At 49.1% G+C, this 14,359-nt stretch carries 16 protein-coding genes and 1 other annotated feature (1 of these 17 running past the window's edge); of the genes, 10 read left to right on the forward strand and 6 right to left on the reverse strand.

The features are described from left to right. Window positions 1-158: 158 nt before the first annotated feature. From ilvB to leuB, 5 genes are read left to right on the forward strand one after another with little or no spacing between them, the layout of a single operon-like run. Window positions 159-1,964 (forward strand): biosynthetic-type acetolactate synthase large subunit, encoded by a 1,806-nt coding sequence (gene ilvB, locus ATH33_RS01040; protein WP_121873952.1) that lies wholly within the window; start codon window positions 159-161, stop codon window positions 1,962-1,964. Next, window positions 1,961-2,464, forward strand: a complete 504-nt coding sequence (gene ilvN, locus ATH33_RS01045; RefSeq protein ID WP_037993408.1) for an acetolactate synthase small subunit — start codon at window positions 1,961-1,963, stop codon at window positions 2,462-2,464. Before ilvB ends, ilvN begins: the two co-directional genes overlap by 4 nt. 18 nt (window positions 2,465-2,482) lie before the next feature. Then, window positions 2,483-3,487, forward strand: coding sequence for a ketol-acid reductoisomerase (gene ilvC, locus ATH33_RS01050; RefSeq protein ID WP_062842877.1), 1,005 nt, complete (start codon window positions 2,483-2,485; stop codon window positions 3,485-3,487). Between the two features lie 23 nt (window positions 3,488-3,510). Continuing rightward, window positions 3,511-5,061, forward strand: coding sequence for a 2-isopropylmalate synthase (locus ATH33_RS01055; RefSeq protein ID WP_049719798.1), 1,551 nt, complete (start codon window positions 3,511-3,513; stop codon window positions 5,059-5,061). A 14-nt stretch (window positions 5,062-5,075) separates the two neighbouring features. Further along, window positions 5,076-6,185, forward strand: a complete 1,110-nt coding sequence (leuB, locus tag ATH33_RS01060) for a 3-isopropylmalate dehydrogenase (RefSeq protein ID WP_037993402.1) — start codon at window positions 5,076-5,078, stop codon at window positions 6,183-6,185. A gap of 55 nt (window positions 6,186-6,240) precedes the next feature. On the opposite strand, the gene ATH33_RS01065 is transcribed toward leuB, so the two are convergent. The 5 genes from ATH33_RS01065 to thiD all read right to left on the reverse strand — a co-directional run bounded on the left by ATH33_RS01065 (window position 6,241) and on the right by thiD (window position 10,696). Next, window positions 6,241-7,470, reverse strand: a complete 1,230-nt coding sequence (locus tag ATH33_RS01065; RefSeq protein WP_374057892.1) for a glycoside hydrolase family 10-like protein — start codon at window positions 7,468-7,470, stop codon at window positions 6,241-6,243. A 169-nt stretch (window positions 7,471-7,639) separates the two neighbouring features. After that, window positions 7,640-8,320, reverse strand: a complete 681-nt coding sequence (locus ATH33_RS01070) for a hypothetical protein (protein ID WP_037993398.1) — start codon at window positions 8,318-8,320, stop codon at window positions 7,640-7,642. Between the two features lie 28 nt (window positions 8,321-8,348). Further along, on the reverse strand, window positions 8,349-8,873 hold the full coding sequence (locus ATH33_RS01075; RefSeq protein ID WP_037993397.1) for a matrixin family metalloprotease: 525 nt from the start codon (window positions 8,871-8,873) through the stop codon (window positions 8,349-8,351). 381 nt (window positions 8,874-9,254) lie between these two features. Further along, window positions 9,255-9,890, reverse strand: a complete 636-nt coding sequence (gene thiE, locus ATH33_RS01080) for a thiamine phosphate synthase (protein ID WP_037993394.1) — start codon at window positions 9,888-9,890, stop codon at window positions 9,255-9,257. Continuing rightward, window positions 9,887-10,696 carry a bifunctional hydroxymethylpyrimidine kinase/phosphomethylpyrimidine kinase gene (gene thiD / locus ATH33_RS01085; protein WP_037993393.1) on the reverse strand — a complete coding sequence of 270 codons (810 nt, stop codon included), beginning with the start codon at window positions 10,694-10,696 and terminating at the stop codon, window positions 9,887-9,889. Before thiD ends, thiE begins: the two co-directional genes overlap by 4 nt. 167 nt (window positions 10,697-10,863) lie before the next feature. Between thiD and ATH33_RS01090 the strand changes: the two genes are divergently transcribed. The 3 genes from ATH33_RS01090 to ATH33_RS01100 all read left to right on the forward strand — a co-directional run bounded on the left by ATH33_RS01090 (window position 10,864) and on the right by ATH33_RS01100 (window position 12,253). Beyond that, window positions 10,864-11,568: a DsbA family protein gene (locus ATH33_RS01090; protein WP_082240556.1), complete on the forward strand. Its 705-nt coding sequence runs from the start codon at window positions 10,864-10,866 to the stop codon at window positions 11,566-11,568. A gap of 3 nt (window positions 11,569-11,571) precedes the next feature. Then, the gene (locus ATH33_RS01095) at window positions 11,572-11,988 is read left to right on the forward strand and encodes a disulfide oxidoreductase (protein ID WP_037993390.1); all 417 of its coding nucleotides are present in this window, start codon (window positions 11,572-11,574) and stop codon (window positions 11,986-11,988) included. 91 nt (window positions 11,989-12,079) lie between these two features. Continuing rightward, window positions 12,080-12,253 carry a hypothetical protein gene (locus ATH33_RS01100; RefSeq protein ID WP_231564556.1) on the forward strand — a complete coding sequence of 58 codons (174 nt, stop codon included), beginning with the start codon at window positions 12,080-12,082 and terminating at the stop codon, window positions 12,251-12,253. Window positions 12,254-12,311: 58 nt separating this feature from the next. Here ATH33_RS01100 and sspI read toward each other — a convergent pair whose 3' ends face one another. Further along, window positions 12,312-12,524 (reverse strand): small acid-soluble spore protein SspI, encoded by a 213-nt coding sequence (gene sspI, locus ATH33_RS01105; RefSeq protein WP_037993387.1) that lies wholly within the window; start codon window positions 12,522-12,524, stop codon window positions 12,312-12,314. Window positions 12,525-12,585: 61 nt separating this feature from the next. Here sspI and ATH33_RS01110 point away from each other — a divergent pair, with 61 nt between their 5' ends. After that, entirely contained in the window at window positions 12,586-13,296 is a 711-nt protein-coding gene (locus tag ATH33_RS01110) for a potassium channel family protein (protein ID WP_049720019.1), read from the forward strand. Further along, window positions 13,293-14,129, forward strand: a complete 837-nt coding sequence (locus ATH33_RS01115; protein WP_052186612.1) for a TrmH family RNA methyltransferase — start codon at window positions 13,293-13,295, stop codon at window positions 14,127-14,129. The genes ATH33_RS01110 and ATH33_RS01115 overlap by 4 nt, the downstream gene beginning before the upstream one ends. 25 nt (window positions 14,130-14,154) lie before the next feature. Continuing rightward, window positions 14,155-14,359, forward strand: a binding site (T-box leader); it runs 14 nt beyond the window's last position.

Genomic DNA, 14,359 nt, shown 5'->3' on the forward strand with positions numbered 1-14,359 from the left:
AAAGATGCAATGTGCTTGCATCGAGTAGTACATTCCCGGTTGTCCCGTTATCGACAGGGTACAGGCCATGGTGTTTTGTCTGTACCCATTGAGACCGGCTTTGCGAAAAGTCGGTAAAATTGGGTGGTACCACGAACCTGATTCGTCCCAATGACGGCATGCACTTGTCGTGTGGGGTGAATCGGGTTTTTTTATTTACATCCGAAAAGGAGGAACAAGCGTTGGCTCCCCAAGTGGAAACCAGAACGACGGAGGCAGTTGAGTCAGAAGCAGAGAAGAGGGAGGAACTGACTGGATCCGAGATTTTGCTTCGCAGTTTGATCCGGGAAGGAGTAGAGGTGATATTCGGTTATCCGGGCGGAGCAGTACTGCCGATCTATGACACGTTATATCACGAAAAAGTTCAACATCTGCTCGCTCGCCACGAGCAAGGAGCCATTCATGCCGCGGACGGATACGCGCGAGCAACCGGAAAGCCCGGGGTGGTCATTGCCACTTCGGGACCGGGAGCAACCAACCTTGTCACAGGCATTGCAACAGCCATGATGGATTCCGTCCCTTTGGTTTGTATCACAGGGAATGTGGCCCAGGATTTGCTGGGGACGGATGCTTTCCAAGAAGCAGACATCACGGGAATCACGATGCCGATCACCAAGCATAACTATTTGGTCCGGGATGTTTCCCAGTTGCCGAGGATTGTGAAAGAGGCGTTCAAAATTGCCACAACGGGGCGTCCCGGACCGGTGTTGATTGACATTCCGAAGGATGTTTCCAATGCGAAAACAACGCTTTCCTATCCGGAAGAAGTCCACATCCCCGGGTTAAAAATTCCGGAAGAGCCTGAGCAAGCCCGGATTGAACAACTTTACGACGCCATTTCCAAAGCCGAAAAACCATTGATTTTGGCAGGAGGAGGCGTGGTCACATCCGGTGCGGCCGACGAGCTGAGGGAGTTAGCCGAGCAATCGGAGATCCCGGTGACCACAACCTTGATGGGAATCGGGGGATTTCCCGGCACCCATCCGTATTGGCTGGGGATGCCGGGGATGCATGGAACGTACACCGCCAATCACGCTTTGTTGGAGTGTGATTTGCTGATCGGCATCGGCGTCCGTTTTGATGACCGGGTCACCATGGGGCGCATCGACACATTTGCAAAACGGGCCAAAATCGTGCATATCGACATCGATCCGGCGGAGATCGGAAAAAATGTGGAGACTTGGATCCCGCTGGTCGGAGATGTCAAAACCGTTTTGCAAAAGGTGAACCGAAACGTGCCGCGGAGCAATTCAAAAGCGTGGATGGAGAAGTTGGATTTTTGGAAGAAAGAATATCCGTTAACTTACCGCGACGACGGCTGTTCATTAAAGCCCCAGTGGGTGATTGAAGAAATCTACCGCTCGACCAAAGGGGAAGCGATCATAACCACGGATGTGGGACAACACCAAATGTGGGTCGCACAGTTTTACCGGTTCCACCATCCCCGCTCGCTGTTAAGTTCCGGCGGTCTTGGCACGATGGGATTCGGTTTTCCGGCAGCCATCGGGGCCCAATTGGGAGTGCCGGACCGCCCGGTGATCGCCGTGACAGGGGACGGGGGATTTCAAATGACCGCCCAAGAACTGGCGCTTCTTCCTCTTTTGAATCTTCCGGTGAAAATCGCCATCATCAACAACCAGTGTTTGGGGATGGTCCGGCAATGGCAGGAAGTGTTTTATGAGCAACGTTATTGTGACGTTGATCTTTCAGGCGGTCCGGATTTTGTCAAACTGGCGGATGCCTACGGAGTCAAGGCCTGGCGGGCTAAAAACAGGGAAGAAGCCGTCTCCGCCTGGAATGAGGCCCTGAATCATCCCGGACCGGCGTTGGTCGATTTCTGGGTCGAACCGGATGAAAATGTTTATCCGATGGTGGGTCCGGGATCGAGTCTGGATGAGATGGTGATGGGAGATGAGTTGAGATGAGAAGAGTTTTATCCGTGTTGGTCAACAATCAACCCAGGGTCTTGGCGCGGGTGGCCAGTATGATCGGGCAGAGGAACTTCAACATTGAAAGCATCAGTGTGGGGGAGACTGAGAATCCGGCCTACTCCCGCATGGTGATCGTCACCAGGGGAAACCCGTCGACCATCGCGCAAATTTCAAAACAATTAAACAAATTGATCGACGTGATCCAGGTGGAACAGTTGGAAAAAGACCAGTCGGTTGAACGGGAGCTTCTCCTGATCAAGGTGGCGGCACCGCCGTCGGTCAGAGCCGAGATCACCGGAGTGATCGAACCCTTTCGGGCAAACATCGTGGATGTCGGTCAAAAATCGCTGGTGATCCAGGTGACGGGTGACCCGCTCAAACTGGAAGCCATGATTGAACTGCTTCGTCCCTACGGGATTCAGGAAGTGGCCCGAACCGGAGTGACGGCGATTTCCAGAGGCAGTGTGTCTGAAAACAAAATGGTTTCACTTTAATTAAGGAGGAATGGAACAATGGCGAAAATGTATTATGAGCAAGATGCGGATTTGTCTTTGTTGCAAGGGAAAACGGTTGCGGTGATTGGATACGGAAGCCAAGGGCATGCCCAGGCACAAAACTTGCGGGACAGCGGAGTGAACGTGGTGATCGGACTCCGGAAGGGGAAATCCTGGGAACAGGCGGCCGCGGACGGATTTGAAGTGCTGGAGGTGGATGAAGCCGTCAAACGTGCCGATGTTGTGCAAGTGCTGATTCCCGACGAGCTTCAGAAAAAGGTGTATGAAGAACAGATTGCCCCTTATTTGCAACCGGGAAATGTATTGATGTTCTCACACGGATTCAATATTCATTTTAAACAAATTGTTCCGCCCGAAAAGGTGGATGTCATCCTGGTTGCCCCCAAATCGCCGGGCCATCTGTTAAGAAGAGTTTTTGAAGAAGGATTTGGTGTTCCGTCCCTGATCGCGGTTTATCAGGATGCAAGCGGAAGAGCCAAAGACATGGCCTTGGCTTACTGTAAAGGCATCGGTTCCACCAAAGCCGGCGTGATTGAAACCACCTTCAAGGAAGAAACCGAAACCGACCTGTTCGGGGAACAAGCCGTTTTGTGCGGCGGGGTCAGCCGCCTGGTCCAAAGCGGGTTCGAAACCCTGGTGGAAGCCGGATACCAACCGGAAATCGCCTATTTCGAATGTTTGCATGAATTGAAATTGATTGTCGATTTGATGTATGAAGGCGGCTTGAGCCAGATGCGCTACTCGGTCAGTGACACGGCTGAGTTCGGCGATTATGTCAGCGGAAAACGGGTGGTTGCAGAACCCAGCCGGGAAGCCATGAAAGAAATTTTAAAAGAAATTCAAGACGGTACCTTTGCCCGCCGGTGGATCCAAGAGAACGAGAATGGACGAAAAGAGTTTGCAGAGTTGAGAAGAGCCGGGAAAGAGCATCCGATTGAGCAAGTGGGGAGTCAGTTGAGAAAGTTGATGGTCTGGACGAAAGCTGAGCCTGTGAAACAATAGAGTTTAAAGGAGAGGAAGCGGGTATGCGTACAGTCATGATTTTTGACACGACATTGCGCGATGGAGAACAGTCACCGGGTGTCAATTTGAGCACCCGGGAGAAAGTGGAGATTGCGATTCAGTTGGAAAAGTTAGGGGTGAATGTGATTGAAGCCGGATTTGCCGCTTCCTCCAAAGGAGATCTGAATGCTGTCAAAGAAGTGGCACAAGTGGTGAAAAATGCGTCTGTCTGCAGTTTGTCCCGGGCGGTGAAAAGGGACATCGACTTTGCAAAGGAAGCGTTACAAGCGGCGGAATCCCCATATCTCCATCTATTTCTGGCAACCTCTCCAATCCATCGGGAATACAAGTTGCAGATGGATAAAGAACAGGTGAAAACCAGGATCCGTGAAGCGATCACCTATGCAAAAAAGTATTTTTCACAGATTGAGTTCTCGGCAGAAGATGCGGGAAGAACCGAAATCGACTTTTTGTGCGAAGTGGTTGACACTGCCATCTCAGCCGGGGCCACGGTGATTAACCTGCCGGACACGGTCGGTTATCTGACGCCGCAAGAATATGCGGATATGTTCCGCGAAGTGATCAACCGGGTGCCGCGGGTGGATCAAGTGCGGTTGAGCGCGCACTGCCATGATGATTTGGGGATGGCGGTGGCCAACAGTCTGGCAGCGATTGAGGCCGGTGTGTCCCAAGTGGAATGCACCATCAACGGGATCGGTGAAAGGGCGGGAAATGCAGCTTTGGAGGAAATCGCCATGGCTGTGAAAACAAGAGAAGCTTATTACCGCGTGCAAACGACACTCAATTTAAAAGAAATTCACCGCACCAGCCGGATGGTAAGCAAATTGACCGGCATGCCGGTTCCGGGAAACAAAGCGGTGGTGGGAACCAATGCGTTTGCCCATGAGTCGGGCATTCATCAGGATGGCATGCTGAAACACCGCGAAACTTATGAAATCATGACTCCGGAAAGCGTCGGGTTAAATGAAAGCCGTCTGGTGTTGGGCAAACATTCCGGCCGCCATGCCTTCAAAACGAAGATGGTGGAATTGGGGTTTGAGCTGAAAGAGGAGCAAGTCAATCCGTTGTTTGAACGCTTTAAAGAGTTGGCCGACCGCAAAAAAGAAATCACCGATGATGATTTGATTGCATTGGTGGAAGAAAAACTGGTGCATGCACAGGACTTTTATGTGATGGAATCATTGCAGGTCACCTGCGGCAATCCGTCTCTTCCGACGGCAAGCATTAAGATCAAAAGAGAAAGTGATGGCAAAACCTTCTTTGAAGCGGCCTGCGGGAACGGGTCGGTGGATGCCATCTTTAAAGCCATTGACCGGGTTGCACAGGAGAGAGTGTCTTTGGAGGATTATCGGATCCATTCAGTGACGCAAGGAAAAGATGCGCTGGGTGAAGTGAGTGTTCAGTTGAGACAAGGCGAGCTTTATGTCAGAGGCAGAGGTGTGAGCACAGACGTGCTGGAGGCCAGTGCCCGGGCGTACCTGGATGCGATCAACCGTCTGATTCGTCGCAAAGGAGATTATCCTGCCGAGAAAACAGCAGTGACGACAGTATAAAGGAGTGGACAGAGATGAGCGGAGCAAAGAAAAAAGTGGCTGTATTGCCGGGAGACGGAATCGGTCCGGAGATTGTGGAAGAGGCTGTGAAGGTTTTGTATCAAGTGGAACGGATGTATGGTTGCGCCTTTGAATTTCAATACAGCTTGGTGGGGGGGACGGCCATCGACCGGGTGGGCACTCCCCTCCCCGATGAAACGTTGCAATTATGCAAAGCATCAGATGCGGTTTTGCTCGGGGCGGTCGGGGGACCCCAATGGGACCGGTATCCGGCTGAACTGCGTCCGGAAAAGGCTTTGCTGGCACTGAGAAAAGAACTCGGTTTGTTTTCCAATTTGCGTCCGGTCATGGCGTTTGAAGGATTAAACACAAATTCCTCTTTGCGGTTCGATGTGGTGAAAGACGTGGATCTCATTGTGGTTCGCGAATTGACCGGCGGCATTTATTTTGGAGAGAAGACCCGTTCGCAAACGTTACAGGGCGAAGTGGCCACTGACCTGCTGGTGTATCATGAATACGAAATTGAACGAATTGTACGGCAAGCATTTGAAATTGCCAGAAAGCGGGGGAAAAAAGTGACATCCGTGGATAAAGCCAATGTGTTGGAAAGTTCCCGGTTATGGCGGGAGGTGACCGAAAAAGTGGCGGAAGAATACCCGGATGTCACCTTGGAACACATGCTGGTGGACAATTGCGCCATGCAATTAATTCTGCGCCCGTCTTCTTTTGATGTGCTGGTGACTGAAAACATGTTTGGCGATATTTTAAGTGATGAATCCGCCATTCTTTCCGGTTCCATCGGTTTGTTGCCGTCGGCCAGCCTGGGTGAAGATTCCTTTGGTTTGTATGAACCGGTTCATGGTTCCGCCCCCGACATTGCCGGACAGGGAGTGGCCAATCCGGCGGCGACGATATTGTCTGCTGCATTGATGTTGAAATTTTCATTTGGTTTCCACCAAGCGGCTGAGGCAGTGGAGCAGGCCGTGCGAACGGTTCTTGCTAACGGGTACCTGACGCCGGATTTGGCAAAACCGGATACGATGGCGGTGGATACGGAGGAATTTGGAGATTTGGTCGTGGAAGAACTGAAGCGGTGTTCTCCGGTGTTGTCCCAAGCGAATTAAAGAAGATGAAAGTGAAAAAAGCCGGCATTGCCGGCTTTTTTGAATGGAATTTAAATCATTTCGATGTGCTGTCCAACCAGGGCATGGACGGGATCCCGGCTGGTTCCCGGTACAGATCGTTTGCCAGGCGGTCCTTGATGCCGAGACGATTGGCATTTAAGTCTTTGTAACTGAAAAAAATGCTTCCTTTTGCAAACGCGTTTTGCCGGATCATTTTGATCTGGTTGGGGATTTCTTCCGGGTTGTCCCAGGCTTCGTTATCATTGCCGATCTTGTAGGCGGCATGTCCAATATATAAATGAGTGTTTCTTCCCGCCACTTCACCGGACCACCATGCAAGCAACTTGGCATAGTCGGCGGCCGGATGGCCGATGTTCCAGTAAATTTGCGGGGCGATGTAATCAAGCCATCCTTGCCGGATCCATGTGCGCGAATCGGCATAAACCGTGAAATAGCTTTCGGATCCGTTCGTGTCGGAGCCGGTCGGATCACTTGATTTGTTTTTCCAGATGCCAAACGGAGAGATGCCGAACTTCACACCCGGTTTTTCGCTTTTGATGGCCTGGCTGACGCGCTGGACGAGGGTGTTGACATTATGCCGCCGCCAGTCTCCTTTGTCCGGAAAATTTTGTCCGTAAGTTTGGTAGGTTTCATCATCCGGGAAGTCTTGTCCTTGCACAGGATACGGGTAAAAATAATCATCGAAATGAACGGCATCAATGTCATAATTGCGGACCACTTCCATGATGCTGTCCACAATATGATCTTGGACAGCGGGGATACCCGGATCGAACCAAAGTTTTCCCCCGTAAGAAACCACCCAATTCGGGTTTTTTCGCGCCGGGTGATCCGGAACCAGTTGATCCAGTCGGGTGTCCATGCTCACCCGGTAGGGATTGAACCAGGCATGAAACTCCAGATTTCGTGCATGGGCCTCTTCAATCATAAAGGCCAGCGGGTCATAGCCGGGGGATTTTCCTTGTTCCCCGGTCAGATATTTTGACCACGGATTCCATTGGGAGGGATAAAAAGCGTCCGCTGTCGGACGGATTTGCACCACCACCGCGTTTAACCCCATTTTTTTGGACTCTTCCAGAATCGTGATGAACTCGTTCTTTTGTTCTTCCGCACTCAGATATGGATTGGACGGCCAGTCGATGTTTGTGACACTGGCGATCCAAACCCCCCGGAATTCACTTTGACTGGAAGTGCGGGCTTCAGCCATCGGATACCATGTGAAAGCGATCATCAAAGATGAAAGCAATAACAGAACCAATCGCTTCACAATCCATCTCCTCTCAATTGTTTGATAATGTTTCGCAAATTTATTATATCAAAATATTTCGACGTCTCGTCTTGAAATCTCTGAAAGACAAAATAAAAAAAACAAGCGAGTGTCACGTTCGCTTGTCCAAAATCAATCCAATAAGCCTTTTTGCCCTCAGGGTGCTTATTTATTTCGGGTTTGATTCCAAACGGATCAAATCAAAGAGGGAAGATAAAGGTTTACCTGTGATTTGATCATGATAATCGGACGGAAAACCGTCAATGTTGATATGGAAGATTTGATCTTGCGTTTCCACTCGTTGTTTTTGCAGTTTCATGGAAGGCATGACCAAATGGGCAATATTTTTTTTGTCCAATTTAATGGAATGCGGTGTAAACCGAAACGTGTGGTACCGGGTGTACGTGTCCGGGTGATTCAGAAATAAAATGTATTTTTGGTTATTCTCCGGTTGGGTGTAAAGAGGATGGATGATTTCAATTTTTTGGTCATCATTGGTTTGCAGTTGAAGCTTGTGGGCAATGCCGACTTCGATGTTCTTTTGCTCCAGTTTTCCTTTGAGCACCCGATCGACTTGAAATTTGTACACTTGCACTTCATGATAGGTGTTTTCGGAAGGGAGTGCCGGATTTTTCGGATTCCGTGCCCCGTTTTCCACCCGGTCCATTCCCTTGTACTCGCCGAGGACGATGACGGGGGCTTGATCAATCATGGCCGGCAAATTGTTTGCCATAGCCAAATCGACATGCATGCCCATGTTCACTTCTTCTTTTTTGTCACCGGGCATACAGCCGGCAGCCAAGAGAAGAAAGACGGTTGTAAACAGAAAAGAGATTTTTTTCCACTTCAATGAAAATCCTCCTTTAAGCCAGGAAGTTTCACTCATATAAATTGTTTACCCCGTTGATGTCGTCGGTCTGCGGGGTATATGTATGAAACCGGTCACGTTCCGTATTCATCAGGGATGTCCAATTGGTATGCGCCAAACCGAGAATGTGCCCGATTTCATGGCCCAGGACGCTTTGCCCAAATTGGGAGTCGTTATTGGACTCATAGTATGTATTCATTTTTGCCACCCAGGAATTGATGCAGGAACCCACGCCGGTTTGCCAGTAAGAATAGCCAAAATAACCATCTGTGCTGGAGTAATAAGAATCGACCACTCCGGTTGCGGAGGAATCGCCTTGCACAAAACGGCGTTTGTCCTGTGCTTCATTCCAGCTTTGAATCGCTTTTTTGGAAGCTTCCTGATGTTCATTCGTGATGTGTCCGCCCCAGCGATAGTATACATAATAATAATCACATAATTTGTCACCCGTAAAGCTGTATGCGAAAGTCATGGAAGGAAATATCCACACACATAAAGGGGTGATGAGGAAGAGAATGAGTGCTTTCTTTTTCAACTTGTTTCCCTCCTAATGTGGAATGCCCAGCTGCTGTAATCATCTACTAAGTTATAATACTTTTATATTTTTGTCTAACGCATGTATTTTTTATCAAAAGTATTTCTATTAAAAGAAAACCCAGCCCTGAAGGACTGGCCATGGGAGGATTTGTTATTTTTTACAGTCGCAATCCGGGCATTTGCAATCCGGAGTTCCGCATTTGTCGCATTTCGAGAGGATGAGCGAAGGCATTGGCGCACCTCCTTCACGGAAAGTGGAAGTGAGATTGGAAGAGATTTGAGCGTTCTCTACCCAATTATATAATAATATTATTATATGTGTAAATATAATTTTTAGAAATATAAGAATAATATCTTGTGTTTTTTTAATATTGTTGGTTTATCCGTTTTTCAAGTCTTCCGCGGCCTGTTGGGGTGACCGGCTTTGTGCAATGGCGGAGATGACGGCGACCCCGTCTGCTCCTGCTTCCCGGACCTGCCGCGCATTTTGCCGGTTAATGCCGCCGATTCCCACAATGGGAAAGGTTTTCCCGACGACACGGCGGATGCGGGTAATCGTTTCAGGCCCGACGGGATGTCCGGCATCGGATTTGCTTTTTGTGGCAAACATGGGCCCGACGCCGATATAATCGGCTCCGTTTTGTACAGCTTCCAGTGCTTCGGTTTCGGTTTTGGCGGAAACCCCGAGAATCCGCTCTTTGCCGATCAACTTTCTGACATGGAAAGCAGGCAGGTCTTCCTGGCCGATGTGCACTCCGTCCGCTTCCAGGATGAGGGCCAAATCGACACGGTCATTCACAATAAAAGGAATTTGGTGTTTTTGGCAAATGGCGCGCAGGCGAAATCCCAAATCCACGACTTGGTGCATGTGAAGATCCGGATGTTTTTCCCGGAACTGAAAGCAAGTGATGCCGCCTTGAATAGCCTCCTCCAGAATGCTTTCCGGTGAACGGCCGGAGCAATCCTGGCTGCCCATGATGAAATAAACCGACAGAACGTCGCCAGACCATTTCATTGGTATTCCTCCTTCAGGCGGTGTGCAAAGTGGTTGGTTGGGCCGTTTCCTTTTCCGAGCATCAAAGGATTTCCGACTGCAGCAGTGATAAAATTCTTGGCTTGACGGACGGCTTCATGCAAAGACTCTCCTTTTGCCAAATAAGCGGTGATGGCTGCCGAAAAGGTGCAACCCGTTCCATGGGTGTTTTTGGTCTTGAAGCGAGGCGATGAAAAGGAGACAAAGTCTTTTCCGTCATACAACAAATCGATCGCCTCTTCTTCTTTGCCGTGTCCACCCTTGATGATCACTGCTTTGGCTCCTTCATCCACCAATTTCCGGGCTGCTTGTTTCCGGTCTTCCCAGCCGGTGATCCGTTGGCCTGCAAGAATTTCCGCTTCATGCAAATTGGGAGTGACAAGGGTTGCCAGCGGCAATAATTTTTTCTTCATCGCCACCCGGGCGTCTTCGGTGAGCAGTTGATGTCCGCTGGTGGAAACCATCACGGGGTCGATGACCAAGGGACCGATTTGGTGTTCTTTGACTTTGGCCGCAACCACTTCGATGATTTCCGCATTGGCGAGCATGCCAGTCTTGGCTGCATCCACTCCGAGGTCTGTGACAACGGAGTCGATCTGTTTGGCAACCAGATCGGGATCCACCACACCCACCTTTTGAACCCCGAGGGTGTTTTGGGCTGTGATGGCCGTAATTGAGCTCATCCCAAATACATAAAGCTCTTGAAATGTTTTTAAATCTGCTTGAATTCCGGCGCCCCCGCCGCTGTCGGAGCCGGCGATGGTGAGTGCGCGTGCAATCTGTTTCATGGTGCTTCTCCTTCTGTCCTGATCTTTCCCATCGCATTGTAACACAAGGGAAACAAAAGAATAAAGCTGCAAAACCTGCCGGAAAGAGGGAGGGTTGCCCGTCCAAGAAAACGGAATGAACTTTCTTTCTTTTTATTGTAAAATCGATGAGGGAGGTGACTTGATTTATGGCCAATGCGCATAAAAAAAAGAAAAAGACCCGGATGAGCACCATTACCATGGTGACGGTTTTGGTTGTTTTTATCGGATTGGGTGTTTTTGCCATCATCAATTCTTTCGCGGGGAAGGATAATCCCGGCGAAGAGACGGCCCGTGTGCTTCCGGTTGAATACGACGGCCAGCCGGCGATTGGCGATGACAATGCCCCTGTCAAGTTGATGGAGTTTGGCGATTATAAGTGCCCGGTGTGCAAAGTGTTTCATGACACCGTTTATCCCAAATTGAAAAAAGAATATATCGATACCGGCAAAGTGCAGATGTATTTCACCAATTACCAGTTTATCGGGGAAGATTCGATCACAGCGGGAATGGCCGGAGAAGCCGTCTATCAACAAGATCCCGCAGCTTATTGGAAGTTTTATGACGCCATTTACAACCATCAGAAAGATGAATCCGTGAAATGGGCCACTCCGGACTTTTTGGAACAATTGATTGAACAAAACATTCCCGAAGTGGATGCAAAAAAAGTGCGGGAAGACTTGGATAACAAAACGTATTTAAATGAAGTGACGGCAGACAACAACAAAGCAAAAAAATTAAACATTGAATCGGTGCCGGCGGTTTTCGTCAACGGAAAAAAAGTGGAAAATGCACTGGATTATGAAGCCCTCAAAAAAATGATCGACAGCGAGCTGGCAAACAAGGAGAAGTGAAGGATGCGTCTGGTGAGAACGTACGGGATTTATTTTGCTTGGCTCGTTTCACTCATCGCGACATTGGGAAGCCTCTATTTCAGTGAAATATTGGGATTTATTCCCTGTACGTTGTGTTGGGTGCAACGGATTTTGATGTATCCGCTGGTGATCCTTCTCGGCATTGCCTCCTACCGGAATGACCGGGGCATCATTCCTTATGTGTTGCCGCTTACCGTATTGGGGGCGGGCATTTCGCTTTTCCATTATCTCAAACAAAAAGTTCCGTTTCTCTCCGAAGTTGCTGCTTGTCGGGTTGGCGTTCCCTGTGAGCAAATGTATATCAATTGGTTTGGTTTCGTCACCATTCCATTTTTGGCCTTGGTGGCTTTTCTGCTCATCACCGGGTTCCTGTGGGGGGCACGGAACCATTTTGAGTAAATTAGGCTGTTTTTTTAGGGATTTGTCCATTTCTTTCCTGTCTTTTGATACATAAAGTAGTGAGAGATAGGCAAATGAAAGGAGACAGCCTATGAAACGGAAATTGGCGAGTGGTCCCTACGATCACTATGACGGTTTGGGATCGAAGTGGTTTTTGATCGCGATCCTGGTGATTCTGTTCATCCTCTTTGTTTGCTTTTGGGGATTCTACGGATTCGGCGGTTTTGGCGGATTCGGCGGATATGGCGGCGGTTTCTTCTGGTGAGGAACAATGCAGAAGCCTGCTCTTTTTTTAAAGAACAGGCTTTTTTTATTTTGGGGCATTATTGTTTGGAAAGGGATTCACGCAGGGTTTCAATCATTTCCTGGCGTTCTTCTTCCGTGCTGTTTTTCCAGATGACTTCAAATAAAACCCCCAGACCCGGAAGCAACTTTTCTTCACGTTGTTGAATGGAGTCAACAACCAATTCTTGCAGTTCTTCTTCATTCATGTTATGAATGTTGTGAATCACTGCACCACGGATGTCAAAATTCATGTGTATAATCCTCCTTTTTGAATATAGATTGTGCGGATTATGGAACATTATCCAACAATGGATGAAAAAGTTGCGGCGCCAGCTTTTATGGGAGAAAGAGGTGGACAAACGATTGGAAATCAAAACTTTTGCTGTCATCGGGCTGGGGAGGTTTGGAGGGACGATGGCGCGCACTTTGCACGAGATGGGATACGAAGTTTTGGCCATCGATAAAGATGCTTCCCGTGTCCAAGAGATGTCGCAAATCGTCACCCATGCCGTCGAGGCGGACACCACCGATGAAAATGCACTCAAATCCTTGGGGATTCGCAATTTTGACGTGGTCATCGTGGCCATTGGAAACGATATTCAGTCAAGCATCTTAACGACTTTGCTGCTCAAAGAAATCGGCTGTAAACAGGTGGTGGTCAAAGCCATCAACGAATTGCATTGGAAGGTGTTGGACAAAATCGGGGCCGACCGGGTGGTCTTTCCGGAGAGAGACATGGGCGTTCGGGTGGTGCACAGTTTAATCTCCCCGAATATCCTGGATTATATTGAGTTATCCAATGACTACAGCATCATTGAAATTATCGCCCGGGACTTTTTTTCCGGGAAGACGTTGCAAGAATTGGATATCCGGGCCCGGTTTGGTTGCAACGTGATGGCCATCAAAAAGGGAAACACCTTTAACATTGCGCCTTCGGCCACCGATGCGATTCATGAAGGAGACGTTCTGGTCGTGATCGGACACAACAAAGATTTGCAAAAATTACAGGAGCATGCCAAATGAAAAAGATGGAACGGATTACATCTTCGGAAAACCGACAGTGGAAACAATGGAAAAAGCTGAAAACCAAAAAAGGAAGAAAGCAGCAAGACGCATTACTGATCGAAGGGGAACATTTGCTTGAAGAAGCGTTGCGGGCAAAAATGGCTTTTCAAGCCGTGATTTTTTCCGAAGCTGCGAAGGACAAAACGGCAGATTGGTTGAAAAAGATCCCTGAGAATGTTCCGGTGTTTGAATTGCCTTCGTCTTTGTTTCAACAGCTGGCAGAGACCACGACTCCCCAGGGAATCATGGCGGTGGTCCGTTGCCCCCGTTGGTCGCTGGATGAAGTGTGGAAACAAACCAAAGGCGGGAACACTTTCTTGCTTTTGGATTCCATTCAGGATCCGGGAAACTTGGGCACATTGATCCGGACTGCCAAAGCAACGGGCATGGACGGGATCTTTTTGGGCAAAGGGACCGTGGATCCTTTCAATGGCAAAGTGATCCGGGCTTCGATGGGGGCCATTTTCAAAGTGCCGTTATGGCAGGAAGATTTAAGTGCGGTCATCCCCGTTTTAAAGGATCGGAACGTGACGGTTGTGAACGCTTCTCCGCATGCAACCCGCTCTTATTTTCATTATCCGTTTCCGTCCCGGGTTGCCATCTTGTTGGGAAATGAAGGGCGGGGGGTGGATCGCCGCTTGGAGGAATTTGTGGATGACCATGTGACCATCCCCATGCCCGGCGGAACGGAATCACTGAATGTTTCCGTCACCGGCGCTTTACTCATGTATGAACGAATTCGCGAAGGCTCCTTGCGGGGAAATGGAGAGTTCGATTATAATATAAAATAATTTTTCCGCAGAAAAATCATATCCATAAACGGCTGTGAAGGAGACAAGTAGGCAGTACGACCTTTCAGGGAGGAAATGCCGTGACTGAAAGCATTTCTAAGGAACCGGCTGTTGAAATTCACTCCGGAGCTGACCCCTGAACGATGGAGTAGGGGGGACCGGTTGATGACCGTTATTGCAAAGAAGCGGAGAAGGATGTTTCCTTCTCAAAAAAGGGTGGTACCGCGGAT

This window comes from Thermoactinomyces vulgaris (assembly GCF_003688725.1).
Classification (GTDB): Bacteria; Bacillota; Bacilli; order Thermoactinomycetales; family Thermoactinomycetaceae; genus Thermoactinomyces; species Thermoactinomyces vulgaris.